The sequence below is a fragment of the Pseudomonas sp. R2-37-08W genome, from assembly GCF_003851705.1.
Lineage (GTDB): Bacteria > Pseudomonadota > Gammaproteobacteria > Pseudomonadales > Pseudomonadaceae > Aquipseudomonas.
In genome coordinates, this window is sequence record NZ_CP027728.1 from 2,170,901 (window position 1) to 2,196,596 (window position 25,696).

Here is a 25,696-nt window from a genome sequence, read left to right on the forward strand (position 1 = left end):
TCAAACTCCACATATATGACGCTTGCAGCTAGGTCTGCGCCCTGGTTTTTTGCTAAGGTGTTCAGCAACCTATAAGACCATATCGCGAGGTGTCTGCTTGATTAGGGTGCTAGTAGTCGATGACCATGATCTCGTTCGTACAGGCATTACACGAATGCTGGCTGACATCGACGGCCTGCAAGTAGTCGGCCAGGCCGAGTCGGGGGAGGAATCTCTGATCAAGGCCCGGGAATTGAAACCCGATGTGGTGTTGATGGACGTCAAGATGCCGGGGATCGGCGGTCTGGGCGCCACTACCAAATTATTGCGCAGCCATCCGGATATCAAGGTTGTGGTGGTAACGGTGTGCGAGGAAGACCCGTTTCCTACGCGTCTGTTGCAGGCGGGAGCCGCGGGTTACCTCACCAAAGGCGCCGGCCTGGCGGAAATGGTGCAAGCCATTCGCCTGGTATTTGCTGGCCAGCGCTACATCAGCCCGCAGATTGCCCAGCAGCTAGCCATCAAATCCTTCCAGCCCACCAGCGACTCGCCGTTTGACGCGCTGTCGGAGCGGGAAATCCAGATCGCCTTGATGATCGTCGGTTGCCAGAAGGTGCAGTCGATCTCCGATAAGCTGTGCCTCTCGCCCAAGACCGTCAACACCTACCGCTATCGCATCTTCGAGAAACTCGCCATCAGCAGTGATGTTGAATTGACCCTGCTCGCGGTGCGCCACGGCATGGTGGACGCTAGCGCCTGACATGACCACACCGTTTGATCCAAGTGCCTTTCTCTCGACCTGCAGCGGCCGCCCCGGCGTGTACCGTATGTTCGACAGCGAGGCGCGCCTGCTCTACGTGGGCAAGGCCAAGAACCTGAAAAACCGTCTGGCGAGCTATTTTCGCAAGACCGGTCTCGCGCCGAAAACCGCCGCCCTGGTTGCGCGTATCGCCCAGGTCGAAACCACCATTACCGCCAATGAAACCGAAGCGCTGCTGCTTGAGCAGACGCTGATCAAGGAATGGCGGCCGCCGTATAACATCCTGCTGCGTGACGATAAATCCTACCCCTACGTGTTTTTGTCGGATGGCGCCTTCCCGCGCCTGAGCATCCACCGGGGCGCGAAAAAGCAGAAGGGCAAGTATTTCGGGCCTTACCCCAGCGCCGGCGCCATTCGCGAGAGCTTGAGCCTGCTGCAGAAGACGTTTTTTGTGCGCCAGTGTGAAGACAGCTTCTACAAGAACCGTACGCGCCCGTGCCTGCAGTATCAGATCAAGCGCTGCAAGGCGCCCTGTGTGGGCCTGGTGGAGCCGGCGGAGTACGCCGAGGATGTGCGTCACTCGGTGATGTTCCTCGAGGGGCGCAGCAACGCGCTGACCGATGAACTGTCCGGGGCCATGGAGCAGGCGGCCAGTATCCTGGATTTCGAGAAGGCTGCCGAGCTGCGCGACCAGATATCGCTGCTGCGCCGCGTCCAGGACCAGCAGAGCATGGAAGGCGGCACCGGCGACGTCGACGTGATCGCGGCGTTCGTCAACCCGGGTGGCGCCTGTGTGCACCTGATCAGCGTGCGTGGCGGGCGGGTGCTGGGCAGCAAGAACTTCTTCCCGCAAACCGGGATCGATGAAGACGTCTCCGAGGTGATGGCCGCGTTTCTCGGCCAATATTACGTAAGCAGTCCTGAGCGCGACTTGCCGTCGGAGCTGATCGTCAACGTGGTCCACGAGGATTTCCCGACCCTGATCGAGGCGATCCATGAACTGCGCGGTCGCGAGCTGGACATCAGCCACCGCGTTCGCGGCACCCGTGCCCGCTGGCAGCAACTGGCCGTGACCAACGCCGAACAGGCCCTCGGCGCGCGCCTGGCCAATCGACAGCACGTTGCCGCACGCTTCGAAGCCCTGGCCGAAGTGCTCAACCTGGACGAGCCACCCCAGCGCCTGGAGTGCTACGACATCAGCCACTCCAGCGGCGAAGCCACCGTGGCCTCCTGCGTGGTGTTCGGCCCTGAAGGCCCGATCAAGGCCGACTACCGGCGTTACAACATCGAAGGCGTTACCGCCGGCGATGACTACGCCGCCATGCACCAGGCCCTCACGCGGCGCTTCAGCAGATTGAAGGAAGGCGAGGGCAAGTTGCCCGATATCCTCTTGGTGGACGGCGGCAAGGGCCAGTTATCCATGGCCCGCGACGTCCTCAATGAACTGGCCGTGCCCGACCTGATCCTGCTCGGCGTGGCCAAGGGCGCCACGCGCAAGGCCGGTTTCGAGACGTTGTACTTGAATGATGCCGCGCATGAGTTCACTTTGAAGGGCGACTCTCCGGCGCTGCACCTGATCCAACAGATTCGTGACGAAGCCCACCGCTTCGCCATTACCGGCCACCGTGCACGACGCGGCAAAACCCGCCGAACCTCAACCCTGGAAGGGGTGGCGGGGGTCGGCCCGACGCGGCGTCGCGACTTGCTTAAACATTTTGGTGGCTTGCAGGAGCTCTCCCGTGCCAGCATTGACGAAATAGCCAAAGCACCCGGTATCAGTAAAAAGCTCGCTGAATTGATTTATGCCAATCTGCACAGCGAATAGAATGCCTTCTCACCTCGTAGCCAGTTGTGCCGATGAATATCCCTAATCTGATCACCGTTCTACGCGTCCTGCTTATCCCGATTTTTATCCTGCTGTTCTATTTGCCGTATGAATGGAGCTATGTCGCCTCCAGTTCGGTATTCGCCTTTGCCGCCGCCACCGACTGGCTCGACGGCTACCTGGCGCGCCGCCTGGAGCAAAGCACCCCGTTTGGCGCGTTCCTTGACCCGGTGGCCGACAAACTCATGGTCGCCGTGGCCCTGGTGCTCCTGGTGCAGGAACACGGCAACCTGTGGCTGACCCTGCCGGCTGCCGTGATCATCGGTCGCGAGATCGTTGTCTCGGCCCTGCGCGAATGGATGGCCGAAATCGGCGCCCGCGCCCACGTCGCCGTATCGAACATGGGCAAATGGAAAACCGCCGCGCAAATGCTCGCGCTGGTCATCCTGCTGGCCAATCCGTCGGACTTCTCGTTCTGGGTCCTCACCGGCTATGCCTTGTTGCTCATCGCTGCAGGCCTGACGCTGTGGTCCATGCTGCAATACCTGCGCGCCGCCTGGCCCCACCTGCGCACCACCGTTGAAAAGAAATAAACTTTTTTGAATCAAGGGGTTGACGGGTGCTGGGGATTCTATAGAATGCGCATCACCAAGCGGGAATAGCTCAGTTGGTAGAGCACGACCTTGCCAAGGTCGGGGTCGCGAGTTCGAGTCTCGTTTCCCGCTCCAAATATTGCGCTGCAGAGTTCCACTGAATTCTGTAAGTGATTGAAATCAGGGCCTTTAGGCCCTTTTTTCGTTCCAGCGGGAACCACTGAAATCCAGCTCCATCCAGTGCTTTTAAGTCCCGATTTAAGTCCCGAACGAGGATCTTGGATTTGGATGTGCACTGAATCGGTTTTTTGCTGGAGCAGCTTGGATAGCGAGACGAGCATCTGGCCCTGACTCTGTTCAGGAGCTCGCTATGGCACTCTCGGATACGACCGTTCGGCAAGCCCGAATCACCGGCAATGACTACACGATAGGCGACACGGATGGGCTTGCGCTCAACGTGACGGCTCGCGGCGGAAAAATCTGGCGTTTCAGATACTACTGGGCGGGCGTGCAGAAGCGCATGTCTCTGGGTAGCTATCCGCAAATCAGCCTCAAAGAAGCCCGCGTCCGACGTGACGAGGCGCGAGCCTTGGTCGCCCAAGGCATCAATCCCTATGAGCACCGTAAGCAACAGCGTCGTGCTGTTCGTTTTGCGGCAGAGCACACCTTTGAGGCTGTGTTCAATCAGTGGGTGGAGTTCCGTAGGCTGAGCCTGAAGGAAGGGCGCCAGAGTACGCTCTCGCAAATCCTGCGAATCTTCAATAAGGACGTTCTGCCCACGCTCGGTGTGCGGTCTATCTACGATATCAGTCGTCATGATTTGCTGGATTTGCTGAGCAGGATCGAACAGCGCAAAGCCTTAACGACCGCCGAAAAATGCCGGACCTGGTTCAACCAATTGTTCCGCTATGCGCTGGTGAAGATCGAGGGGCTGGAACACAACCCAGCTTCAGACCTTGATGTGGTTGCACTCCCCAAACCTCCGGTTACGCATAATCCATTTCTTCGTATGGACGAGCTCCCGGCATTGATGGCTGCTCTTCGAAACTACGGTGGTGCCAACCAAACTCGGCTTGGCCTTCGGTTGTTGCTGCTGACCGGTGTCCGCACGGGCGAATTGCGGTTGGCAACACCCGACCAGTTCGATCTGGAGAAACGGTTGTGGGTGATACCCGCGGAGGTGGTGAAACAGCTCCAGCTAGCCATGCGAAAGCCAGGTAAGCAGACCCAAAATGTACCGCCTTATATCGTGCCGTTGTCGGTTCAGGCTCTGGAGATTGTGCGTCACTTGCTGGAACAGGTTGTCCCCGCACAACGCTACTTGTTTGCGCATCGAAGCGATCTGAGCAAGCGTATTAGTGAGAACACGCTGAATGGCGCGTTACGCCGGATGGGGTACGCCGATCAACTCACCGGTCATGGCATGAGAGCGACGATCTCGACGGCGCTGAACGAGATCGGATACCCGAAGGTGTGGGTGGATGCCCAGCTTTCTCATGCCGATCCGGACAAGGTGAGTGCGGCCTACAATCACGCGGAGTATGTCGAGCAACGCCGGACGATGATGCAGGACTGGGCGAATCGTCTCGATCTTTGGGGGCAGGGCCAGCTGAAAGCGGCAAGCTCTCCGCTTACCATCCGATTGGAGGGGGCCGCTTCGCTGCCGTCGCTGGAAAACGTGAAAACGAATTCCATTCAATTCAACGGCGCCTTTCCGATGACAACCGTCTCGGCGCCCAAGGCTTCGGTTAGCAACGAACCAGCTCTGATTGTGTCGCACCAGCCGCCTGTCGTACCTCTTTCGGCCCCGACTGAAACGCCGCATAAATCTCACGTGTCTGACATCCAGCGCGAACGCGCCGAGATGCTTGCCATTTATGAGGCCGCTAGTAATTTGCCGTTACTGGTTTTCGCGAAATTGGCTGGCAAATCCCGAGATCAGATCAACCGTGATATCAAGGCTCGCCGTCTGCTGTCCCTGAGCCTGGGGAATCGCGGTCAGCGCATTCCGGATTGGCAGCTTGATCCGTTGCGGCATAAGTTGGTACTCGTATTGCTTGAGCGGTTTCCAGATGTAAATGCTTGGACGCTTTATCGGATGCTCTGTGAGCCCCATGAGCGACTAAAAGGCTTTTCACCTATTGATGCTCTTACTCCCGAAAATTTCAATCAAACTACAAGAAAAGTGGTCCAATGCTTAAGCTAAAAACTGTGGTGCTATATCAACGCGGTGACAAGGACTGCGTCGCGTGCTTGAGTGATGAGCGCTCTTGCTATTAGAGCGCTTGTCAAATAATAAAAATTTCAGATTTTAGAAACTCTATAAGCCGGTTGGAATCTTTTCCTGCGGTTTTGAGCCCTCCATCTCTTGTTATAACAAAGCTCGCAACAAAATCCCGAGTGGTTGATTTAAATGTCAATGCCGATATGTAGTAGGCTCTTCCGGCGATCAACTGCTCAACCGTTTCTTTGATGTTCAATCCGCCAGTTGCAGTGATTTTTGCAGAGGTACCCTCGCCAAGGTCTATCTGCGAAATACTTATTGAGGTGTTTTGGAAATTCGAAGCTAAGAAATTATTGGTATAAGTGAGTTTTCTAATGTCCAAAGAGATGGGTTCGATGGAAAAATTAAAACCACTAGCTTCGCCAAGTTTCATTATAAATGTGTTTAAGTTTCTTCCTGGATTGATGATTTCCAAAGTGTTACTGCTAAAAAATATCTTAAACTGTGTGTCCCTATATACGATTCTGCGGGTGGTTATGGTTTCGCCAAATGGATCTTTTTGGGATTCGTCATATTCAATTCTTTCGATATATCTTGCCTCGATTCTATCCTTACGAAAACTTGAGATTTGAAAACCATCGGAAGAATATTGATTGAACTTTCTCTTGTTGATTTTTGAGTTCAAAGTTTCGGCGTCTAAACTAGAGGAAAACTTGTACCATTTTATTCTGGTCATTGCTCGTCTTCCTTTTGGCTGCCATTGGTGTACGAGGTTTGCTCTGTCTTTAAGTTATGGATCACAATTTGAGCTGTCTGCTCAATTAGTGCAATATACTCTCGTTTTTCATCGTCTTTGAATGATCTAATGCTTTTTGTGTATTCAAGGCTGCTAAAGTTGTAATACCCTTTGATACTGAATTTAAAACCTTCCCCAGTTTCAGGTTTCTCAAATCCAGCAAAAAATTCTACTCGCTCTCTTTTTCCTGAAGTTTTATCGGACCTCCATACGATAGAGGCTATGTAGAATCCTCCGTTTTTGAGATCTTGGTATTGTTTAGAGCTGAGAAGGCTTTCTCCACGTAGTGCTGCGTTTTTTACTACGCCTAACATCTCATCCCGGGCTTCATCACTAATGTCCGCTTCCTCCTCGTCATCGCTAGGCAGATTGTTCTTTGTGTGGCTGGACTCAACTTTTATATTGGTAACATTGCTAAGTCTAAATCCGGGTAGTGATGTGATAAGTCGTGTGAAAAATTCAGTTTTTGCGAGATGTCCCGAAATGTCAATTAGCTCAATTTTTAAGATAGGAATGATTTTTTTCTTTTTTTCTTCTATCCTGTTTGTTAGTTTTTTTGCTATAGATTCTCCTTTGCTGTTTGCTGGGAATCTCAAGATTGTATTTTTTGAATTAACCTCAAACTCAATGTCGGCTTCTTTTTTGATGCGTTGCATCAGTCTGCTTTTGGCGTAGTTCAAGTCGGAATATTCTATCTTTACGGTGATCTTGTTTCCGTCTTGAACTATCTTTACTTTCTCATCCTCCTCAGGACTCTCTTGGAACTCCTTGGCAATTTCCTTGATCTCTTCAATAGTCAGACTTCCATTAAGCGTTTCACTCTTGATTTTGTCACTTCTATTGTTTTGCTCACGCCTAGAGAGCAAAACATTCAGGTCGTAATAATCATGCGGGAGAAGTGAGATTTTTTCTGCAAGATCATCTCTATCTTCATTTGCAGAGTAGAAAATCCCTTTGTCTTTTGCGAGCTCTAAAAGAACGTGTTCAGTTAATCGTTGCTTGGTTGATTTTAGAACGTCAAAAATTTCTTTATCAGTAGCACAATAATAGAGTGGATTTTTTTTATCAGTCATCACGCATACCTATTTCGACCTCTGAAAATGTTTGGGTGGTAGTCGTCATTTGGGAGAATTCTATGCTGTTCAATATTTTTCCGATTTCTCCACCGCCGCAACGTTCCGCATATTCGTCGACAGCTAGCTTGAATTTAGCGTTTGCTGATTGATGGGGGTCAAGAATTTTTATTGTCACTTTGTTTCCGCTGACTAGAACCTGATAATGCATAAGGCAGTCGATCAGGTATAAAAACTCGGCTTGTTCAAAGCCTCGTTTCCTATAAAAGATTACAAAATCATTTTTGGGAGCGTCGGGAACCATAGAGTACTGCATGATGATCCAAGAAGAGGTAAGCATTTCAAGTGTGGCAGCTGGGGCCTTTTCAAGCTTAACGTTTTTTTTGTTTGATAGATGAGGGTAGAAAAATTTGCATTGATTGCGAGATGGTAAGTCTTCACTGCCTCGCATTCTAAGTATTTCATCCTTGACATTGTTAAGCCAGAATATATCCGCAGGGCTTAGTACGACGAGCTTAGAGCCTTTGGGGATGTTGAGCTCTTCGCTTTTTATATTTTCAATTCTTTTGGAGAAATCCGCATCGAACTTCCCATCATGGTTGTAAATAAAAAGCAATCCGCAGATATTTTTTGCGACATGTTCGTGAGTGTATTCAGATTGCCACGGTTGGCTTTTTTCTGCACACTCCAAGCTGTTGGCCAAACTCTTTACGGCCACTTTAACTTTTTCAGTCGTAATTGTTTCTTTCTTGTAGCTTTTTAGGTCGCAGTTGATATAGGTTCGAGCTTGTGAATACGGCTCTTCGTACCAAAAAACAATATCGGTTGGGTGGGTCGAAACGCTATGTTTTTCAGGTTCTTCGCAAGTCCAGTTCCTATCGTGCGGGCCAACTCTGTTCCATAAAAACTCTCCGAATATACCTTTCGAGAGTATTTCCGCCATTTTTGCAATATTAGCTGTCTCAGCCATGTCATTCCTTGATTATTGATTTTAAAATATCACTGTACTGTTTCATTGCTATTGCGTCCATCGTAGTTAAGTCGATTCTAAAGCTCTAGGCAAGTCCGGAGGCGCACGCCTATGAAGTTTCAGGAGTGTGCCGCACGACGGTTCAGGAGGAGGCACTGGAGGCCTATCGGGAGGAGTCTGGAGGGCGCCAATTTTTATGGTGACGTTGTCGAAATCTCTACATTTAGGTACTGCCGGTTATTTCTAGGAACGGGTTATCCTCTGGTAGTTTCTCGAATAGGTAGTCGGGGCTTTGTAAGATATATCCTTGTATTTTCGAGGTTTTTCGTGGCCCCCTCACCGTACATACCCAGATATTCATACCGTTGCCACGCTTTCTATGAACCCTCAGTTTCTCAAACTGCTTCTGCACCCAACGCCATTCTTCGATCTCTTGGCAGGCGCCCAGAGAGATGCCGGGGAACTCCTGCGTATAGCGTTGAAAGAGACCAGGGGTGACCAGAAATACGTTCCCACCCACCGTGTGGATTTTGGCCTTGCTGTCATTGATGATCAGCCTGTGACTCCGGATGCCTTCTTTGACCCAATTCAGGAATGCCTGGCCAGGGTCATCCGACGAGGGATTTGAGATTTCGAGAATGTGTGCTGACGATTCGTCGCTGACCTCAGGCTCTTCCAGCTCGAACATATCCAACAGCGTGCCGAGAGAGTCAGCGTCTTCCATCGCCATGGGATTTGTCAGCGAAGAGCTTTGACGCGATCCATTACTGACAGTCTTAGGCGCTGGAGGTGATGCCGAAGCGTCAGACGGATGGTCATCGGTTACCACGCTCACTGTTCCGCTGAAAGTCTCAGGCCGGTCTTCGTTCCCCCAAATCAGTGCCGGTTGAAGGCGCAGAAAGGTGAAATGCTGCTGCCAATTTCCCTGTGCCACAAGCGCGGTCCAGATGGCTTTTCCTTCCGGCGTGGACTCAACCAATCCGTGCGACTGCAGCTCATCGAACACTGCGAGGTTGGACGAGGGAATGCCCTCAATCGATTGCGACAGTAGATAGGCTCGCAGCTTGTCCGTGACCGTCTTGTTGACGAGCCAGAGCGCGTCCTGGGTCAGCCATCCCGCGGCACCTGGCTGGTTGAGTTTCAGTTCGTGCTGAACCAGATGACGCAATCCGCTGATCAAGTGATGTTGCAGCGAATGAATCGGTGCTTGCAGCGCCTTGCTCGGGTTACCACCGATGTTCTGTGCGGTGGAAACGCGGTCGGCCTGCATCACCAACTCACCGAGCACGCCGGCACGTTCGTACTGGCCCGCCAGGACATACAGCAGATTGGCCCACAGAGGCGGAAATCTACTGAGCCAATCGAGAATTGGCCGGTCGATAATCTGGTTGTAGAGCAAGCCTGCGGCCGCGCCGTGCAAGTGGTAGTCGCGCCCCTTGAGATAGCGGAAACGATACGGCTGATCCAGGGAACCCTGCCAAGGATGCCAAACACGGCCATCCTGGCGTTCGACAAACAGGTCCACGGCAATCTTGCCGATGTCATGGAGCAACGCGCCATAGGCGATGCCAGCGGACCAAGCGTCAGTCTGGGCGGCTTGGTCTTCAGGTGCGGCGCCGGTGGGAAGCAGATACGACTGACGCAATTTCAAACTACAAGCGACCAGTTCCAACCCATGGTCTAGCATGCCGCCAAGATAAGCATGGTGGTGCGTCTCGCTGGCTGGAAGCTGCTGGACCAGCTCAGCGTATCGATGGATCGGATTTAAATAGAGTTGGCTGAATTGCGGATGGGAGAGGGCGGTGTACTGCCAAATGCGATCAAGCAACTGGCGGCGATGCTCGGCGGCTAACAAGCTCTGGGACGATTCGATGGCCAGATACCCATCGGCGACGTTTACGGTTGGTGGCGGAGGAGGTTTTTGCCTTTTGTGCCGAAACAGACTGAGCATCATGGTTCTCCCGGGAACTGGCAGAGTCAGTGGCCTTTTAGCCTTTTAGCCTTTTCGGATAGGGCTCTTACCCTTGACTCCCCATTCCCCTTCCAACCCTTGCCTATCCTTTTGGCCCGTTTCCGTTTGTGCGGCAATCGGAATATCGATTTGTCCTGGTGCCGTTTTATTGGATGCGCGTGCTGGCGCGAAAAAGGAAAGTGTCGGTACACTGCGGTGCGAATTTTATTGGGTATGCCCATGAACCTCACTGACGCCACGCTCGTGCTGCTGCTCGCGGCACGTATCCATGGAACAGACGAAGCCGTCAGGGCCTCGGCGAAGAGCGTGGTCAAGAAGCTACCACGCAGCAAACGTGATCTGATCTACAAGGTGATCGACAGCCGAAGCCCACTCGAGCTGGTGGATTATCTGGCGGAGAACCCGGATACGTAACGGCGTTCTGCGGTTATGGAGTTCCTCATGTTCTTCGGGGCAGCGCCCAGCGGTATGGGGACTTTTCTGGGCATAGAAAAAGGGTCCAACTCGTGTTGGACCCTATGAAGCGTTTGCAGCGGTGAGGTGACGATCAAGCTCCATCGTTGATGCATCGCGAGTCATCCATTACCGCCTGCTTCCGTTGCTGCTCCAGGTTGAGCACATACTCCGAAGCGCATCGGACCTGGCCACTGGCGCGGAAAATCGCGCGGTTGTCAGCCTTGAGCAGGCCGAGCCAGGAGTCGATATAGCCCTCGTGCCGAATCTCTCCCCGTATACCGGCGTAGGCACATAAAAAAGCGGCGCCCATTTCGGCGATCAACTCTTCAAATGCATAGCCTGGCGAGCCGAATGGGCAAGGTGAGATCACGCCTTCACGCTGCAACCGGGAGTGGTGTCCGGTCCAGTGCGTCAGCTCGTGAAGCACGGTGGCGTAGTATCCACCTTGGTCGTGAAACTGCGCTTTTGTTGGCAGTTGGATGAGATCCCTTATCGGATGGTAAAAAGCTTCGTCGGCAGTTCGATGAATGATGTTTGCACCCGAACTTAACAACAGATCTTCCGCAGCGCTGTTGGGGAAGAAGGGATCGCTAGGTGCCGTCTCGAGCAAGGCTTCGTCGTGCGTTTCGAGGCCCTCAGTTTGTTCGATGTTGAACAGAAAATGCGTCCTGAGAATACCAAAGTGAGCGACCTTGGGCTGACCATTTTCGTCAAGCACCGGTTGGCCTGATTCGGTCTGTTCCTCGCGCTCCATCGGCTTGTAGAGCACTGCCAGGGTACTGTGCTCACCCTTACGGATGTGCCCGCCGGCTTTTTTGGCTTGGTTGAAGGTCAGCCAACGATCTTGAGTGAACCCTTGCAGTCTGGCCTCGGTCCAGAGCAACGGTAAATTGATGCCCGAATAGGCGCGCTGTGTGATGGCGTTGATAGGGTAGGGTTGGTGATGACTGACGTCGGCTGAGCCACTGGGGGACCAGGGTTTGATCCAGGGGGCTACGCCTTGGTCTAACGCGGTAACGATCTTATCTGTCACGTCTTGGTAGATATTACGCATGACATTTTCCTCGAGAGAAAACGGAGGAACGCCTTGCCCGTCGGGGAGGGTCCCCGATGGGTGTTGGTTGGATTGGTGCAGTACTGCGCCCAGTTTGAGTGTGGATCGGCGGCCGGGTATGGTCGTTTGTGTTCAGCGTCGATGCTCTTCCGCAAGCGCTATCAGTAACGCGTTAGGTTGGTCTGATGCCTGAAGTAGGCTGAGGCTCAGTCGCAGTAATGGTTCATGATCAGCATCACTCGCCGAGACGAACTTGGCTACCTTAAACACCACGTAAGGTGCGTTTGGATCGGCCAGGTGAGCTTTGAAGGCTGCGCGTACGATGTTGCTCAGCCTATCGAGCTGCAGCTTTTCAGGATGGCTTGAACCATCGATCAATACTGCGTGTTGCCACGCGTCTGGAGTGAATACAATGGGCAAGTGCAGAGTGTTCAGTGCTTCGCTTGTGAATGAGTCGGACATGGGTGCCTCCGTTGATAGCGCGAAGAAACCTGTCCCATAGGGGAAAAAATTTCCCTGCGGTGGGTTGAAGAAAAGCAAGAGGGTTTGGGACGAGCCGAGCTCGAAAGACGCTCGGGAGAGCAGTAGGCGTTCATCACCGCGAAGCGTGACCGTGCGAGCCACCGAACGCTAATCGCACTTGGGGGGAACCATCACCGGAGTGACGTAGCTTTGAAGGCTCTGGCTACCTGGGAAGGTGCTGTCGATAACAGCGATCCGTACCCTCTATGTAACTGGATGATATGGATGGGTCAACGGCCATAGAGGCGCAGGTGCACGAGCTGCGTCTTCTGTCTTCCAGTGAAGAGTTTTTCAACCGAGCAAGCTGATAAACGGTTAAGCATGGGCGGTTTTCAGTAGTAGTCTGTAATTTCAATTTCCACAGGAATACGCTCAGAAGAGGACGCAATCATGTCCGCTCAGCAGCCACTTCAAATCTCCCGCGCACACCGCTGGGCATATGCATGCGGTATGTCGGTAAAACGTGTTTATCGCAGGTTGAAAGGATTTGAATCCCGCGTAGCTAAACGTGCGGCGGCGACAGGTATGCCTGCGGGTGGGCTGTTGATCCGCGGGACCTTTCTGGTTACGAAGCTGGCATTCCTCCTTGGGTTGCTCTTTATCGGTTTCTGGTTGGTCGCTTCTGTCGTAACGATGATTGCTGTGATTGGACTTCTGGTGTCCAAGGCTGCCATTGACACGGATCTTGAAGACAATGACCCAGGTCCAGACTTTTTAGGGGCCAACTCCTATCTAGGTAATTACGACGACGATGGCCATTACATTGGGCATTCCAAATCATCGAGTAGTGATGTCAGATGACTCTTTTCGTAGCACCCATCAACTGATCTGTGCCTTTGCTTGCCGCGCCATGCGCTGCTTTGCTCGCACTTCCTAGCATCCCTTCAAGGCTGCTGCCAATTGAGTAGCCTGCCCAGCTCATGACAACTAGAAATAGTCCTGGCAGAACCAAGAACATCGCCCCCATCACATACTCAATCACCTGCGCCGTGACTGTTCCGTCCATAAAACCGGATGTGGGCAGCGACAGCAGCACCTGATTGGACGCCGACACTTGGTTATACAAGGTGTCGAGCATGCTGGAGTCGACCCAGCGGGCCAACTCCCACCAGAAGGTCAGCATGTGCAGCGTGAACAGCGCGAACGTCACCGTCATGATGGTCTTTAGCTGGTAGGTACTGACCAGCAGGATCAGCGGCAAGCTGATGATGACGCCCATGATCAGGAAAGCCTGCACCATCGGCAGAGCGGCGCGTAGCGCGTTCATCGCCGGGAAATTGCTGAAGGATCCGAGAGCCAGCCCAGTGTTGGTGGCCAGGTTATTAAGCCCCTGATTGATCGACCCGCCGCGAGCACTGGAGCCATAGTCCTGGTACACCTGTCCGGGCGACATGGACATCGATTGTTGGCGCGGGCTGACCAGTTCGCGCAGGGTGGCATCCTCGATCTCGTTGCTTGAGCGGCCAGTCAACCAGCCTTTCAGCTGAGTCAGTAACGAAGGGTCGACTTGCTCGATCAAGCGCTCGCGCAACCCGACACCGCTGTCATTCCACCACTGTTTGCAAGTGGGGTAGCCCGCGCCATTCTCCAGCCGTGGCAAGGAAATATCACGGGTTTCATCGTAGGGCCAACTGACTCGTGGTGTCCGTGAGCGGTCGGTGTCGTAGTAGCCCGGAGTGTCGAGAAAATAGCTTGAGCCGATCCAGGACGCATCATGACTTTGCACCTTGTCCAGCTGTGGACGATTGGTGAACAGCCGAGAGCGAGAATAGCCGTAGCAGTCACGAGTGAAGTCTGCGACTTCCTGCAGCAGTACCTGGTTATCGATGCGCGAACTGTCGATCTCCATGCGCATCTGTCGGATATCCGGTGCACAGGGGATGGAGGAGGTGGCCGCTGCGGTCACTCCTTTACTTAAGGCGTGAACCAGAAACCACCAGATCGGCACGTTGGCAGAGCGTTCGCCGATGGTGTTGAACGTGTTGCCCCAAGCGGTTTCCGCTGGCTTGGCCACACTAATGCCGCAGTGCTGGCTTGCCGCATCATCGAACGCCATTGAGGCAAGGTTCAACGGAAAGACGGGCGCACAGGCGAACAGTACTACGATATAGGCCAGCCATAATCGGTTCTCAATCCGCGGCACAGAGAGCAATCCCTTGTTGCCTTCATCCGCGCCTTGCTGACGGGCCGACAACCACTCTTGCAAGATGATCGCGCCGAAGGGCGCGGCGAATAATCCAGTATCGGACATGACGCTCCAGATACCGTTGTTGATGATCCATGCCAGCAGGGAGAGGTAAAACTCCAGGTAGCTGTTGGTGCTCATGAGCATAGTGGTGACCTCACAATCGAGTGAGCTCGACGCAGGTAAAGAGCAAGAGCCCTAATGTCCCGGCGCGCTTCACGCGCAGTCGGTCCTGTGGTCGATGTTGGTAGCGCCTCAGCAGGTCCCACCAGAGTGCTAATAGGACGCCGTAGAGCAGGGCACGCCACCACCCCAGGTAAGGCCGTATCGATTCCAAGGCATGCTGCCAGACCTCGAAACTGCCCAGCGCAGTGCGGCCGATCCAGGCGACCAGTGCGGCGGCCAGGACCATCACCGCGGCAATGCCCAGGCCTGAAAGCAAAGTGACTAGCGGTGAGCGTTTCATGGCTCACTTGCGCCTGGCGTCAGCGTCGTTGAGTCGCCTAAGTTCGGGGTCGCCTTGCTCGACGGTGCGCGACGCATCGGCACCACCGGCATGCCGGTCGAGGACCAGACTGGCGGTATTGGTGGCGAGCATCTGCCGGACCTGCAGCTCGGTCTGCAGCAGGCGTATTTCGCGCTCCAGGGTGTCGATGTTTTTCGTCAAGGCCGTCTGTGCCGGTTCGGCTGAAGCGATGTTCGGTTCGTGACTGCCTGCCAGCAGCGTGCGCAGCAGCAGGAGCGCCTTATCGAGCACACTGGACAAGGCTGTCTCGCTGGCTAGGCGTCGCGCCAGCAGCTCCTGATCAGGATCATCACGCAAGGCCTCGATCACGCCACGGGTCACCGGCAGCATCGGGCTGGAGGCTTTGGCCAGGTTGTCGGGGGTAGGCGGCAGGGAGCCTGAGAGCAGCCCTTGCAGGGACTTGACGCGTTCGTTGTAGGCTTCCTGGATTAGCGGTGTCAGTCCGCTGCCGGCGGTCGTCCGAAGGGTTTCGCAGGTATCACAGGTCGCGACTTCGCTTTCGCCCAACACGCGAACGGCCCATTCGGACTCTTCCTGGGGGGAGGCCCAGGCCTGGCAAATAGCGCCCCCCAGGCAATCGCCACTACTGATCGAAGCGCTGTCATCCACCGATCGGTTATGTAGCAGGTTGTAGCCCGCACGCACCACATCGGATGTTGCCCGAATGGGCGTCTGCCCAACACCGCCAGCCTTTGAGCCGCCGACCCATGACACCCCATTATTGCCGTTACGGGCCTCGGTGTTTTTCACCGCGGCCACCGCATCACCGCCGGTTTGTTCGAGGTTGCCCTGCATCTCCTGGTTCTTGGCCAATGCGCCCCAGCCGGCTTGGCCGACCTTGTCAGCCATCTTCTCGGCCATGGCCTGGCAGGTCAGTTTGGAACGGTCGAAGTCGATGCGCCCTTGCATCACCCCGTTACTCAACAACTCATAAAGCCCGGGGTTGGCGCGCTGGATGATCAACGCAGGCAGCGACATCACCGCTTGGGTCGCGTTCTGTACAATGCTGCCCATGATCTGCTGGAACCCTTCGGTGACGCCGTTCAACTGGTTTTGCAAGGTGTTGGTGAGGCTCATGTTTCCGCACATCATGTTCGCTTGCCAGGATCCGCCGACACCGAGCCCGTTGGGGCGATAGAGCGAGCTCGGCGAGCCCGCTGCCGAGCCGCCACCGATGGTGTACATCACCCGGTCGTCGAGCACTTCGCCTTGAGTGCCTAGACGGTAATCGTCCTCGGCGGTGTGGGCATGCGTGGCCACGGCGAGCAGTCCGCAGAGCAACAAACTCCTCGGGCCCAACCATGGTCCTGCAAGAAGCCGACTCATGAAGCACTGCCTTCGAAGTCGATGCTGAACAGGAAGGTCTGCCCCTCACGCTTACAGCAGCTATAGGGACGCCACAGCGACCAGGCGTAGCCGCCATCCGTGCTCTGCACCGGATTGCTGGGGAAAATGGCACATGTGGGTTGAACCTGAGGGTAGAGCAACTGCCATTTGTGAGTCGAAGCATCGTTTTCAATTATCGGGCCGGGAGGCCAGTAACCGTCGCGAGGAGCGGGTGTGAGCGGTAAGTACACATGCGGCTGCCAGTTGCGAGTAATGAAATCACCCGCCCGCTGCGCCATCACCGCAGCGGCTTTGAAGTCGTCGGGTTGTACCAGAAATCCTTGCCGGGGATAGACATTGCCCCACATGTTCCCTGCCAGTTGACGACCGATCTCATGGACTCCCGGCAAGAGCGACTCGGGATAAAGGCTTTCAGGGATGCCATGACGCCAGGCCAGTGAGTCCAAAGTGCTCAAGTAGTAGGACATGAACGCAGTGGCGCCGCTGGCGCAGGCGTAGCCGGATTGTGAGGCCAGGCGGGTGGCGGCCCAGCCACCTGGATGGCCGATACCATCAACGTTTTTGAAACGAAGAAGATTGTCGCGCTGGTTATTCGGCGTGATCAGATTACCGCCACCTTCCGCACCGCTGATGGGATAGGAGAGAGCGGCCATCTCAGTCCACGGATTGCTACCGGTGGTGGCATAGCTCGAGATCACTAGTTCAGGAATGAAATGACGAACCTTGGTTGAGGTTTTAACCGTGCAGCCAAAGGGAGTGCAGAGCAACCAGAAGCAGATGCCGACGACCCTGTACTCGAAACAGTCTGGAGAAAGCACAGAGGCGGTAATGCTGACGGTATCCAGCGCCGTACTCGGCCCGGATGCCAGCAGAATGCTCAGCACCAAAGGATGTAACTTCTGGGGCGAAATGTGCGGGCAGGCAGCAGACATGATCCAGGCTCTGGGTGTATGGCCTGGACAGGTTCAATAATCGAGAGAGGGGTGTCAGTGAGAAAGCCGAACGCAGGATTGTCGGTTTACAGATACCTTCTAGATCAGCAGAGGGTCATTCAGCGCTTAGCGTACTAGCAAGCGCGTCAGACTCAATGAGCAACTGATCCGTTTTGATCTCGAAAATGTTGGCGAGTTTGCAGAGTACCAATAACGACGGGTTGCCTACCCCCCGTTCGATTTGACTCACATAGGTACGATCCACCTCGGCCATGAGCGCCAATTGCTCCTGGGTAAGGTTCTTCACACGCCGCATTGAGCGGATGTTTTCCGCCAGTTGCAGACGAAGCTGTTCGTAGTCTTGAGTCATGCGCGCAAACTGCGCCTTGAGGGACTCTCAATCCACGGGATATAGTCTACATTGGCTCTGATTCGGGCTTTTTTGATGCTTAAGCCGAGTGTCAATTTTGTTTCTATGCTGCTTAGAACAGACCGAGCATTAATAAATAATCGAAAGCTAAGGTGTCTATGGACGAAAATTACGTTTCAATTCCGGCGGCGGACGGCTGCCCGAGTCTTCTGACACCGTGGGGCAGCGAATTTGCGCCTATGATCGAACGTGGCGTGCAATGCGCCCAGGCCTGGCTTAATACACCCGGTGACGTACCGCTGTGGTGGGAACTGGCGCAGGCACGGAAGACTTGTCCGGCAGGAGAATCTCAGGATGCTTTCGAAGCAGGATTTTTATTGAGAATTCAGCAACGGCTTCAAGGCGTTTCATCGTAGCCGTGCGGCTCCAACCCTGACGATATGGCCTACACGGGAAAATTTACTGGAAGGTATGGTTCCAGGCTCCATTCCTCTAGAATGGAGATCTGACAGAAGTGACGTTGGTCTGTGATAAACAGATTTACGTAGCTAGGATTCTGATAAGTGCAGATTCTGCACGCTCTGAGAACGTGGAGCGCGATATGAAAGCCGACCAAGTGTTGAGTGACGATCTGGTGAGCCGACTGGAGGGTAAAATCCCAGCCATGGCTGAAGGTGCGATCAATACGGCCTATATCAACGCGCTGGCGGCCGGACGCAGCGTGATGGAAGTCATGGACGGCAAGCTCGTTGAGACGACTGCCGACGGTAAGCACAAGGTTATTCGAGTGGCCAAGCCCAAGCATAAAGTGACCTTGGGCGGGATTATCAAGGTGCACCGCTGCTCATGACCGTCCCTCGGCTGAGGGTGTTTGCCGGCCCTAATGGTTCCGGTAAAAGCACAATGAAAAGTGCCGTCCCTTCCCACCTGATCGGGATCTACATCAACCCGGATGAAATCGAAAAGGCTGCCAAAGAGGGGGGACGCCTGGAGTTCAGCGATTTTCAACTGGAAGTCGAAGGTGACGAGGTTCTCGGCTTTATCAAGGCGCACCGACTGATTCGGTCGACCCAGCTCGTTGAAGAGGCATCCAAAATAGGCTTCAGCAATAACGGCCTGAATTTCCAGTCCGTCGCGATGAACTCCTATTTTGCTTCCGTGCTCTCTGATTTCATCCGGCACAAGCTCCTTGAAGCCCAGTTGTCTTTCACCTTCGAAACGGTGATGTCTAGCGAGGACAAAGTCGCTTTTATGCTTAAGGCAAAAGCGTCGGGATATCGAACCTACCTCTACTTTGTCGCCACTGAAGATCCTGACATCAACATCAACAGGGTCAAGAACCGTGTCGCGGCAGGTGGGCACCCAGTCCCCACGGAAAAAATTGTGCAGCGCTACGGTCGTTGCCTGAACCTATTGCCAGCAGCCATCGCAGCCTCGAACCGGGCTTATATCTTTGATAACTCCGGCGCTGATCTGGTGCTGCTCGCTGAAGTAACGGACGGGACTGACCTTGAATTCAGGGCTGATGAGATCCCTGACTGGTTCATGCAAGCCTACGTGGAGAAGGTGTTCAAGGATTTGCTGCCGGGTTGATCGAAACCTAGGATCAGCTCCGTTTCACTTAATTCCTCGCATCCTATCGATTCGTTCAGCTACCCGGTAAGCCGCCTCCAATTCCGAGCAGCCGGTGCTCTGCATCAGTGTCCAGCGTTCGGCTTTTTCCTCGGGCTCCGTCATGGCCAGGGCGAGATAAAGGCTGGGCGGCACGGCCCGAAACAGCGTTTCGAGCTTCTTCGAGAGCACGACTCCCTCAGTGTATTTTCCGGGCTCCTTACTGGCGGAGAGCAGCAAGGCTTTCTGTGCCGGCGTGAGTTTCTTGAACCGTGCTATTTCTTCGATTTCCGCGGGCGGCATGTTCAAACAAATCCACCATTCGATCATGTTCAGCATGGTCTGCGCGGCGGAAGGAAAGTCGGCAAGGTTTTGCGTCGCCAGCCAGAACCAAGCGCCGAGCTTGCGCCACATCTTCGTGCCCTTGACCACGAATGGCGCCAGCAGCGGGTTTTTGGTGATGATATGGCCCTCGTCGGTGACCATGATGATCGGTCGGCCCAGGTACTGGTCTCGCTCAGCAAGGTTGTTCACGGTGTTCATCAGGCTGATGTAGCTGATGGACATCTGTGCCTCGTAGCCTTCGCGAGCGTAAGTGGCCAGATCGACAATGGTCACATCGCTCTCAGGCCAAGGCGTCCCCTCGCGATCGAACAGTTCACCCTCGAAGCCCTGGCAAAACAGGTCGATGGACTCGCCCATTTCCTGGGCACGCTCACGACGTTTCTCCGGCAAGTGCGGGTCAGCGGCGACGCGCAGCAAGGCATTGCGCACGTCGCGGGTCAGCACCTGGCGATCCGCAGCGACACAGGTATGCGCCGCATCCAAGATGCACTCGCGAATCAGACTGCGATCGGCCCGGCTCAGGCGCGCTTCTTCCTTGGCCTCACCGCCGGTGATCATCAGCCGGGCGGTGATTTCCAGTTCGCCGAGAATATCGCGCTGGTCTTCGCGACTGGGTACCACCTCATCGTCCAGCTCATCGATCGACAGACTCGCGACCTGATCCGGTTGCTCGACCAGGCGCCAAGCATCGACAAAGGGGGCAAGACTGACCGAAGCGCCAGGTTTCAATTGGACCTTGTTGACCGACAGGCCCTGTGTCGCGAAGTAATCGCCCTGCAAGCCGAATGAGTTGCCGGCCTCGACGATAAACAGGCGAGGGCGGTATACGGCCATGACCTGCATCAGTAGGGTGACCAGGGTGGCCGACTTACCGGCGCCGGTGGGGCCGAACAATAGCAGATGGCCGTTCATGGCCCGGTCTAGACGTGACAACGGATCAAAACTCAACGGCGAGCCACCACGATTGAACAAGGTGATGCCCGGGTGGCCGGTACCTGTGTTGCGGCCCCACACCGGAACCAGATTTGCCAGGTGCTGGGCAAATATCAGGCGCGTGTACCAATTGCGTGTGTCGCGAGATGGGTTATAGGTCATTGGCAACCAACGCAGGTAGCTGTTGCAGGCGGCGACCTCATCGCCTTCACGTACTGGTTGCAGCCCCGCGCCCAACAGCGCGTTGGCCAGGCTGACCGAGCGCTGGTGCAATTGCTGTTCATCGCGACCGCGCAGGTAGAACGCCAGGGTGCCGCGGTACAGCTTGTGCTGGCGGCCGATGATCGCGCGGGCTTCTTCGACATCCTGACGGGTCTGGGTCGAGGCCAGGTTTTCACCGATGGCTTTGCGCGCCAGGCGATTCAACTGATCCTCGAGCACATCTTGGGGTTTGACCACCAAGGTCAGACTCATCACCGTCCCTTCGGGTAACTGGTCGAACAGGGCATTCACCGCGTCGCCCTTGCGGATTTCGCCAGTGAGTTGGCCAATCGACGGTGCGCGCCGCAGCTTGTCCACCACCATCACCCGATGGGGCTGACCATCGAAAAACCAGAGTCCGCGCTGCACATCCGAACGCGGTTCGTTGAAGAACAGCCGCTCGGCGAAGTCATGATCGAAGGGCAGTTCCAGCGACTCACCGTCGCCCGACTCTGGATAGGACACGCGGCGGTAGAACGCCTCGGGCGCTTCATCGGTGAGTCTGGGCGCAGGATTGAACCAGGGCAATAACCAGGCATACAGACCTGGGCCATCGACTCGTATCGATTGCACTCCGCACGCCTGCAACGAAGCCGCGACACGTTCGCAAGTTTGTCGCAGCGATTGCACTGGCTTGAGTCCCGCTTCCTCACCGTCAGACTCAAGCCAGCGATAGATCACCAATCGCACCCGACGGTTGTTTCCTCGCCAGGGCAGGCGCGTGACTGCCTTGTCCTCGAACAGGCCGCCAGGCTTGGAGATGGCTTTCAGATGTCGGCGAATGAGTTCCAGGTACGCTTCGGTGAAAACCGTGCCTCGGGCGCTGTCATGAATATAGTCGGTGAGCCGGGTGAGGTAGGGGGTGAAGTCGTTGTCGTCCTGGCAGAAAAACTGCGCCACCCAAGGTGCTTGGTCCAGCTCGTCAAAGCTATCCTGCAGGGCATCCTCAAGGGCATCGCGGGCTGCCGTTAGCCAATCGGGTTCACGCCCTTCGGTGCCGATGGGCAGTAACTCGAACACCGCACCCACAGAGCGATTGTCATCGAGCAGAAAACACTGCTCGGTTTCGAGGTATTCGACCCACGGCAGGTGATCGGTGAAGCTGGGGTTGTGCGCATAGAGTGCGGCGTCATCGGCCAAGGTGGCGCGAGGGCGCAATGGATTGCGCCAAGCTTTCCACGCGGCTGTGCGGTTGCCCGAATCGCCGGTACGCACTACAGGTCTTCCTGACGTTCACCCGGCAGTGCGTACTGCACACGTTGGTAGAACGGAAAGACGGTTGAGTAACCCGGGATCGGTGCCTGCTCGGTACCACTCAGATGCGGATACACGTACAGCACTAGATCGGGATTGGGCAGGCGAGGGAACAAATTGTGGATCTCGTTCGTCGCTGTGCGCGTGTACGGTTCTTGGAGAGAGGTGGAGAAATTCGCCTGGGCCAGCGGACGGCGTAACTGCTGCCGAGCATCCAGTAGTTGCTGCTGAGTGCCTTGCGAACCGGAACCGTTCCAGATGTCCAGCATGGTGTGCTCGCCATGGGGCAAAAGCGTGTCCTTGTTGGTGGAACACCCCGTCAGGACCCAGCAGAGCACGCTAATCCAGGTCAGGCAGAGATGCATGGTCTTTTTCATGGCGAACGCTCCGGCCCTTGGGCTCGTAGTCGATGGTGATCTCATGGTCGAGGTGCAGGGCGACTTGGGCGGCCGGTGGCACGTACACGGCAGCAAAGGCTTCGCCGTACAGTTTGTTGACCCACTCGCGGACGTCGCTGACCCCACCACTGAGAATTGAATTCAGTGCGCTATTGCCACTGCTGCTGGTGACCCCGAAGGCACTGCTGCCCGAACTGATCACGCTGCTGTTGTTCTGCTCATTCCCGAGCAAGGCAGCGACACCCGCGCCGGCCGCAGTGATCAGGCTCTGGCTACCGAGGTATTGCTGAGCGTTCGAGCGGCGCTCGCCGGCAATGCACGGGATGCCATACGGATCGGACAAGTAACCGAGTCCGCCACGAATCTTGTCGGTGTTCGAACTCTGGGTGGTGGAGGCGTTGCGGCTGGCTACTGCCTTCGGCTGAGGCACCGTGCGGATGGTGCCATCGGTAAACACAAAGGTGATCGATTCGACCTGTCCGCGTACGCAAGACAGGGTCCAGTCACCGGAGGCTGTGCCGCTCATCACGGCCCCTGCAACGTCCGGCAGGTCGATGCCATTGGCCGTCAGGTTCTCCGGACCGACCAGTACCTTGAAGGGATAGGGATCATTCACTGTGCCGTCCACCGGGACTCGGCCGATCAGCGCGGTCATCGCGACCGAGCCCATCAGCGTGGCGTTTTCGGGAATCGTGTAGACCGGCTTCGCGTCTTCGGTACGATCAGCGGATCGCGTCAGGTCACGCTCACCCTTGCTGACTGCTCGTAGCTGTTTCTGGCTGCGGTCGATGGTGTTGTCCTTCAAGCCTTCCAGTGAGTTGAAGGAGGTAGGCAGACTGAGTGCGGAGGAGGTCTTGGTTTTGCCTCGGGCATCGGTGGACGGAGCATCCGAGGGTTCAATCCACTGCAGCGCATCGTTGGCAGAATGCCGCCCTTCGAACTGATCTCCATCGCCCGTCTCAAGCCCCAATCCGATCGGCATATCCTTGCCTTTGCCGGTCAACCCCGATAACTGCTCCTGCAATTGCGTCAGCAGCCCACGGGCCTGGTGGCTGTCTTGTTCCGCTTTGAGCCGGGCCTCGTTGGCTTGTCGGCGGCCTTCGTCGACCTGCTGGGTCACGCTGCCAAGCACCGTCTGGATGCGCGAATCGACACTGTTTTCCCGCTCGCGCAGGCGGTTGTTCTCCGTCTGCAGCGAATCGTTGTGTTTTTTCAAGCCGAGCATGTCGCTGCGCATGGCCTTCACCTGGCCGACCAAGGTGGCGACCGTATCGCGTGGGGTGTCGCCAGCAATACCGAGCGACTTAGCTTGCTCGGCGGATAACTGAATGTTGTCCTGATTAGCCGGGTGCGCTGGAGTGGGAGCACTGCCACCCGCGACCCAGCTTTTCAGGATGATCACCACCACGGCCAGCAGCGCAGCCGGCACCAGCCATTTGAGCAATGCATTAGCTTTCATCATCTGCACCTCGCGCAACGGGCGGGAGCAGCACGGCGTGTTCGAGGCCGGCACCGCGAGTGACGAGGTAAGCGATCGTGGTGTCTTCGGCGCTGCCGACAGGTCCGAGGAAAGTATGCTGGAAGGTCGCGGCGAACAGTGTGGCCTGAAGCCGACGAGGATCGAGTTGCACCGTCTCTGAACTACGATTGCGCAACTTCACCGCCGTTACCCAGTAGTCACCGAGTCGCCAGGCGGCGATGGGCGTGCTGGACAGGTTTTCAGTCGGCAGCAAAGTCGGCAGTTCGGTGCGCAGATTGAGCGGTACTCGGCGTACGCCGGGCAGGGACTCCACGGTGCGCAGCGGCGCGTACAGACTTTGCGCGGCGTAGCGCGTCAAAGCGACCGGGATCGGTGTACGTTCTGGAACAGGGACGGTGCTCGATTCAACCCCGCTGGCCTGCACCTGAGCATTCTTGAGAACACGCACGGGCTCCAGCGGTTGATCGCCAGCCGTGGCCGCGATATCCAGGAGGATGATCTCGCCCGTCTTGACCGATTGCAGTTGCAGTCGTGTCGGTGCAATGGCTTCCGACGCGCGCAGGTACAGCGTGCCTCCGGTTGATTGCACGCGCAGTTTATCCTTCAGCGTGGAAGGCACGCCGACACGAACAGCTTCATCGACAAAGACCACTCGTTCCTGATTGATCACCAGTGGGACCGCGAGCGGTAGGCGTTCCCAATGCATCAGTTCGACGGCCTGCGCTGCAGCGCCCGATAGCATCAGTGTGAGGGTGAGTCCCAGGGTAGAAATCCGCTTCATGGCTCACCTCCAGGCAGGGAAATTTTTTGCGGCGTACCCTGATAGCAATCCAGTGCAAGGCCCCACTTATTGCGTTCGGGGTCCAGATCGAAACGCACCACCCGTAACGGATAACGCACGACCACCCGTTTCACCGGTTCGGCGGCGTAATACTCATCAGCGTTGAGGTCGAGTGTGACCAACCAGCTGTCGCGATCAAGTTGCTTGACCCGCAGTTCCGGATCTTCACTGTAGCCTCGGCCTAGAATTTCGTAGACGCCACGCACCCGTTGACGCAGTTCGCCGGCGGCCTTGCGATACTCGTAGTCGCCGTCGAGGAAGGCCTTGCAGGCGGGTGTCAGGTAGGACTGCAAGCCATAGATGGCGCGGCGATAATCCTGCTCGCCATCCGAGGGCCAGCGGTTGAGTTGGCCAAAGATGTATAGGGCAAAGGCATACACATTCTCTGGGGGAACATCCCACCACTTGCGCGTGCTGCCCGAGCGTAGATCAGGGGGACATGCACGGTCAGATCGGTCGGTGCTGAGCGCCAGCCATACCATAGTCCGGCGCTGAGCAGGGCGAGCATCACTATCGCCAGACGCAGGCTGAAGATATGAGCCTGTTGGGCATCGACCTTGTTTCGAAATCGACTCATGGCTGCCACCGAGACAGGGCAGGGCGCAGTCGACGCGAACGGCGAACCGTCCAGGCACCGGAGTGGAGAATCAAACTTCCACGCCCCAGGCGCCAACGGCTGGCGAGTATCCATTCGAGCTTGCGGTACAACCAGGTCTCCGGACGAGCGCGTTTTGCCCGACGCAGTAGCGTGCCCCCGATCAATAAGATCACTGTCATGCCTGCGATCATGCTGGTCGGCGCCACGGCAATCGAGGCGGTGACGATCGCCAGAGGAATGCCCACCAGCAGGCCAATGACGGCACCGGTGCCTAGGGCCACCCACATTTCATCATTGGTTAAACCGCGCAATACGGCTGGATCACGATTGAGTCGCTCTGGCAGAAAGACCAAAGTGCCGTCGGCAAGACGTTCGATAGTGTCGTTCATGC

General features: G+C 55.8%; 25 protein-coding genes, 1 tRNA gene and 1 pseudogene. 10 read left to right on the forward strand and 17 right to left on the reverse strand.

What is annotated here, in order from left to right:
• The first annotated feature begins 97 nt into the window (after positions 1 to 97).
• The 5 genes from uvrY (at position 98) to C4J93_RS10155 (ending at position 5,363) form a co-directional block, all read left to right on the forward strand.
• Positions 98 to 739 carry a UvrY/SirA/GacA family response regulator transcription factor gene (gene uvrY / locus C4J93_RS10135; protein WP_017530522.1) on the forward strand — a complete coding sequence of 214 codons (642 nt, stop codon included), beginning with the start codon at positions 98 to 100 and terminating at the stop codon, positions 737 to 739.
• A 1-nt stretch (position 740) separates the two neighbouring features.
• Positions 741 to 2,564, forward strand: coding sequence for an excinuclease ABC subunit UvrC (gene uvrC / locus C4J93_RS10140; protein ID WP_124429249.1), 1,824 nt, complete (start codon positions 741 to 743; stop codon positions 2,562 to 2,564).
• 32 nt (positions 2,565 to 2,596) lie between these two features.
• Positions 2,597 to 3,157 (forward strand): CDP-diacylglycerol--glycerol-3-phosphate 3-phosphatidyltransferase, encoded by a 561-nt coding sequence (gene pgsA, locus C4J93_RS10145; protein WP_034119069.1) that lies wholly within the window; start codon positions 2,597 to 2,599, stop codon positions 3,155 to 3,157.
• Between the two features lie 59 nt (positions 3,158 to 3,216).
• Positions 3,217 to 3,292 (forward strand) — tRNA-Gly (locus C4J93_RS10150).
• Between the two features lie 235 nt (positions 3,293 to 3,527).
• Positions 3,528 to 5,363 carry an integrase arm-type DNA-binding domain-containing protein gene (locus C4J93_RS10155; protein ID WP_124429250.1) on the forward strand — a complete coding sequence of 612 codons (1,836 nt, stop codon included), beginning with the start codon at positions 3,528 to 3,530 and terminating at the stop codon, positions 5,361 to 5,363.
• Positions 5,364 to 5,445: 82 nt separating this feature from the next.
• On the opposite strand, the gene C4J93_RS10160 is transcribed toward C4J93_RS10155, so the two are convergent.
• The 4 genes from C4J93_RS10160 to mobH all read right to left on the reverse strand — a co-directional run bounded on the left by C4J93_RS10160 (position 5,446) and on the right by mobH (position 10,171).
• A complete protein-coding gene (locus tag C4J93_RS10160; RefSeq protein WP_124362157.1) occupies positions 5,446 to 6,117 on the reverse strand; it encodes a hypothetical protein in 672 nt (223 codons plus the stop codon).
• Positions 6,114 to 7,250 carry a hypothetical protein gene (locus tag C4J93_RS10165; RefSeq protein ID WP_124429251.1) on the reverse strand — a complete coding sequence of 379 codons (1,137 nt, stop codon included), beginning with the start codon at positions 7,248 to 7,250 and terminating at the stop codon, positions 6,114 to 6,116. Before C4J93_RS10165 ends, C4J93_RS10160 begins: the two co-directional genes overlap by 4 nt.
• Positions 7,243 to 8,220: a hypothetical protein gene (locus C4J93_RS10170; protein ID WP_124362159.1), complete on the reverse strand. Its 978-nt coding sequence runs from the start codon at positions 8,218 to 8,220 to the stop codon at positions 7,243 to 7,245. The genes C4J93_RS10165 and C4J93_RS10170 overlap by 8 nt, the downstream gene beginning before the upstream one ends.
• A gap of 223 nt (positions 8,221 to 8,443) precedes the next feature.
• On the reverse strand, positions 8,444 to 10,171 hold the full coding sequence (mobH, locus tag C4J93_RS10175) for a MobH family relaxase (RefSeq protein WP_124430864.1): 1,728 nt from the start codon (positions 10,169 to 10,171) through the stop codon (positions 8,444 to 8,446).
• 240 nt (positions 10,172 to 10,411) lie between these two features.
• On the opposite strand from mobH, the gene C4J93_RS10180 reads away from it, so the two are divergent.
• Positions 10,412 to 10,606, forward strand: a complete 195-nt coding sequence (locus C4J93_RS10180) for a hypothetical protein (RefSeq protein WP_124429252.1) — start codon at positions 10,412 to 10,414, stop codon at positions 10,604 to 10,606.
• A 133-nt stretch (positions 10,607 to 10,739) separates the two neighbouring features.
• Here the strand turns inward: C4J93_RS10180 and C4J93_RS10185 are convergent, their stop codons facing one another.
• Positions 10,740 to 11,702 carry an ArdC family protein gene (locus tag C4J93_RS10185; protein WP_124362160.1) on the reverse strand — a complete coding sequence of 321 codons (963 nt, stop codon included), beginning with the start codon at positions 11,700 to 11,702 and terminating at the stop codon, positions 10,740 to 10,742.
• A 132-nt stretch (positions 11,703 to 11,834) separates the two neighbouring features.
• Positions 11,835 to 12,164, reverse strand: coding sequence for a hypothetical protein (locus tag C4J93_RS10190; RefSeq protein WP_124429253.1), 330 nt, complete (start codon positions 12,162 to 12,164; stop codon positions 11,835 to 11,837).
• A 450-nt stretch (positions 12,165 to 12,614) separates the two neighbouring features.
• Between C4J93_RS10190 and C4J93_RS10195 the strand changes: the two genes are divergently transcribed.
• Positions 12,615 to 13,025, forward strand: coding sequence for a DUF3742 family protein (locus C4J93_RS10195; protein ID WP_164484522.1), 411 nt, complete (start codon positions 12,615 to 12,617; stop codon positions 13,023 to 13,025).
• On the opposite strand, the gene C4J93_RS10200 is transcribed toward C4J93_RS10195, so the two are convergent.
• The 5 genes from C4J93_RS10200 to C4J93_RS10220 form a co-directional block, all read right to left on the reverse strand.
• Positions 13,018 to 14,556: a conjugal transfer protein TraG N-terminal domain-containing protein gene (locus C4J93_RS10200; protein ID WP_124429254.1), complete on the reverse strand. Its 1,539-nt coding sequence runs from the start codon at positions 14,554 to 14,556 to the stop codon at positions 13,018 to 13,020. The two genes, C4J93_RS10195 and C4J93_RS10200, sit on opposite strands and share 8 nt — an antisense overlap.
• A gap of 10 nt (positions 14,557 to 14,566) precedes the next feature.
• Positions 14,567 to 14,875 carry a hypothetical protein gene (locus C4J93_RS10205; protein ID WP_124362163.1) on the reverse strand — a complete coding sequence of 103 codons (309 nt, stop codon included), beginning with the start codon at positions 14,873 to 14,875 and terminating at the stop codon, positions 14,567 to 14,569.
• A gap of 3 nt (positions 14,876 to 14,878) precedes the next feature.
• Positions 14,879 to 16,261, reverse strand: a complete 1,383-nt coding sequence (locus tag C4J93_RS10210) for an integrating conjugative element protein (RefSeq protein WP_124362164.1) — start codon at positions 16,259 to 16,261, stop codon at positions 14,879 to 14,881.
• Positions 16,258 to 17,214, reverse strand: a complete 957-nt coding sequence (locus C4J93_RS10215; protein WP_124362165.1) for a TIGR03756 family integrating conjugative element protein — start codon at positions 17,212 to 17,214, stop codon at positions 16,258 to 16,260. Before C4J93_RS10215 ends, C4J93_RS10210 begins: the two co-directional genes overlap by 4 nt.
• A 115-nt stretch (positions 17,215 to 17,329) precedes the next feature.
• Positions 17,330 to 17,584, reverse strand: coding sequence for a helix-turn-helix domain-containing protein (locus tag C4J93_RS10220; protein ID WP_124362166.1), 255 nt, complete (start codon positions 17,582 to 17,584; stop codon positions 17,330 to 17,332).
• A 158-nt stretch (positions 17,585 to 17,742) separates the two neighbouring features.
• Between C4J93_RS10220 and C4J93_RS10225 the strand changes: the two genes are divergently transcribed.
• The 3 genes from C4J93_RS10225 (at position 17,743) to C4J93_RS10235 (ending at position 19,177) form a co-directional block, all read left to right on the forward strand.
• The gene (locus tag C4J93_RS10225; protein ID WP_124362167.1) at positions 17,743 to 18,000 is read left to right on the forward strand and encodes a LasR-specific antiactivator QslA; all 258 of its coding nucleotides are present in this window, start codon (positions 17,743 to 17,745) and stop codon (positions 17,998 to 18,000) included.
• A gap of 185 nt (positions 18,001 to 18,185) precedes the next feature.
• Positions 18,186 to 18,434: a hypothetical protein gene (locus tag C4J93_RS10230; protein ID WP_017529804.1), complete on the forward strand. Its 249-nt coding sequence runs from the start codon at positions 18,186 to 18,188 to the stop codon at positions 18,432 to 18,434.
• Positions 18,431 to 19,177, forward strand: a complete 747-nt coding sequence (locus C4J93_RS10235; RefSeq protein ID WP_124362168.1) for a zeta toxin family protein — start codon at positions 18,431 to 18,433, stop codon at positions 19,175 to 19,177. The genes C4J93_RS10230 and C4J93_RS10235 overlap by 4 nt, the downstream gene beginning before the upstream one ends.
• A gap of 24 nt (positions 19,178 to 19,201) precedes the next feature.
• On the opposite strand, the gene C4J93_RS10240 is transcribed toward C4J93_RS10235, so the two are convergent.
• The 6 genes and pseudogenes from C4J93_RS10240 to C4J93_RS10265 form a co-directional block, all read right to left on the reverse strand.
• Positions 19,202 to 21,949 carry a conjugative transfer ATPase gene (locus C4J93_RS10240; protein ID WP_124429255.1) on the reverse strand — a complete coding sequence of 916 codons (2,748 nt, stop codon included), beginning with the start codon at positions 21,947 to 21,949 and terminating at the stop codon, positions 19,202 to 19,204.
• Positions 21,949 to 22,365, reverse strand: a complete 417-nt coding sequence (locus C4J93_RS10245) for a TIGR03751 family conjugal transfer lipoprotein (protein ID WP_124429256.1) — start codon at positions 22,363 to 22,365, stop codon at positions 21,949 to 21,951. The genes C4J93_RS10240 and C4J93_RS10245 overlap by 1 nt, the downstream gene beginning before the upstream one ends.
• Complete coding sequence (locus tag C4J93_RS10250) at positions 22,328 to 23,845, reverse strand: TIGR03752 family integrating conjugative element protein (RefSeq protein WP_124429257.1); 1,518 nt, start codon at positions 23,843 to 23,845, stop codon at positions 22,328 to 22,330. The genes C4J93_RS10245 and C4J93_RS10250 overlap by 38 nt, the downstream gene beginning before the upstream one ends.
• On the reverse strand, positions 23,835 to 24,647 hold the full coding sequence (locus tag C4J93_RS10255; RefSeq protein ID WP_124429258.1) for a TIGR03749 family integrating conjugative element protein: 813 nt from the start codon (positions 24,645 to 24,647) through the stop codon (positions 23,835 to 23,837). Before C4J93_RS10255 ends, C4J93_RS10250 begins: the two co-directional genes overlap by 11 nt.
• Positions 24,644 to 25,284: pseudogene (locus C4J93_RS10260) on the reverse strand (PFL_4703 family integrating conjugative element protein). The gene C4J93_RS10255 and the pseudogene C4J93_RS10260 overlap by 4 nt, the downstream one beginning before the upstream one ends.
• A complete protein-coding gene (locus C4J93_RS10265; RefSeq protein WP_124429259.1) occupies positions 25,281 to 25,694 on the reverse strand; it encodes a TIGR03750 family conjugal transfer protein in 414 nt (137 codons plus the stop codon). The pseudogene C4J93_RS10260 and the gene C4J93_RS10265 overlap by 4 nt, the downstream one beginning before the upstream one ends.
• Positions 25,695 to 25,696 lie beyond the last annotated feature (2 nt).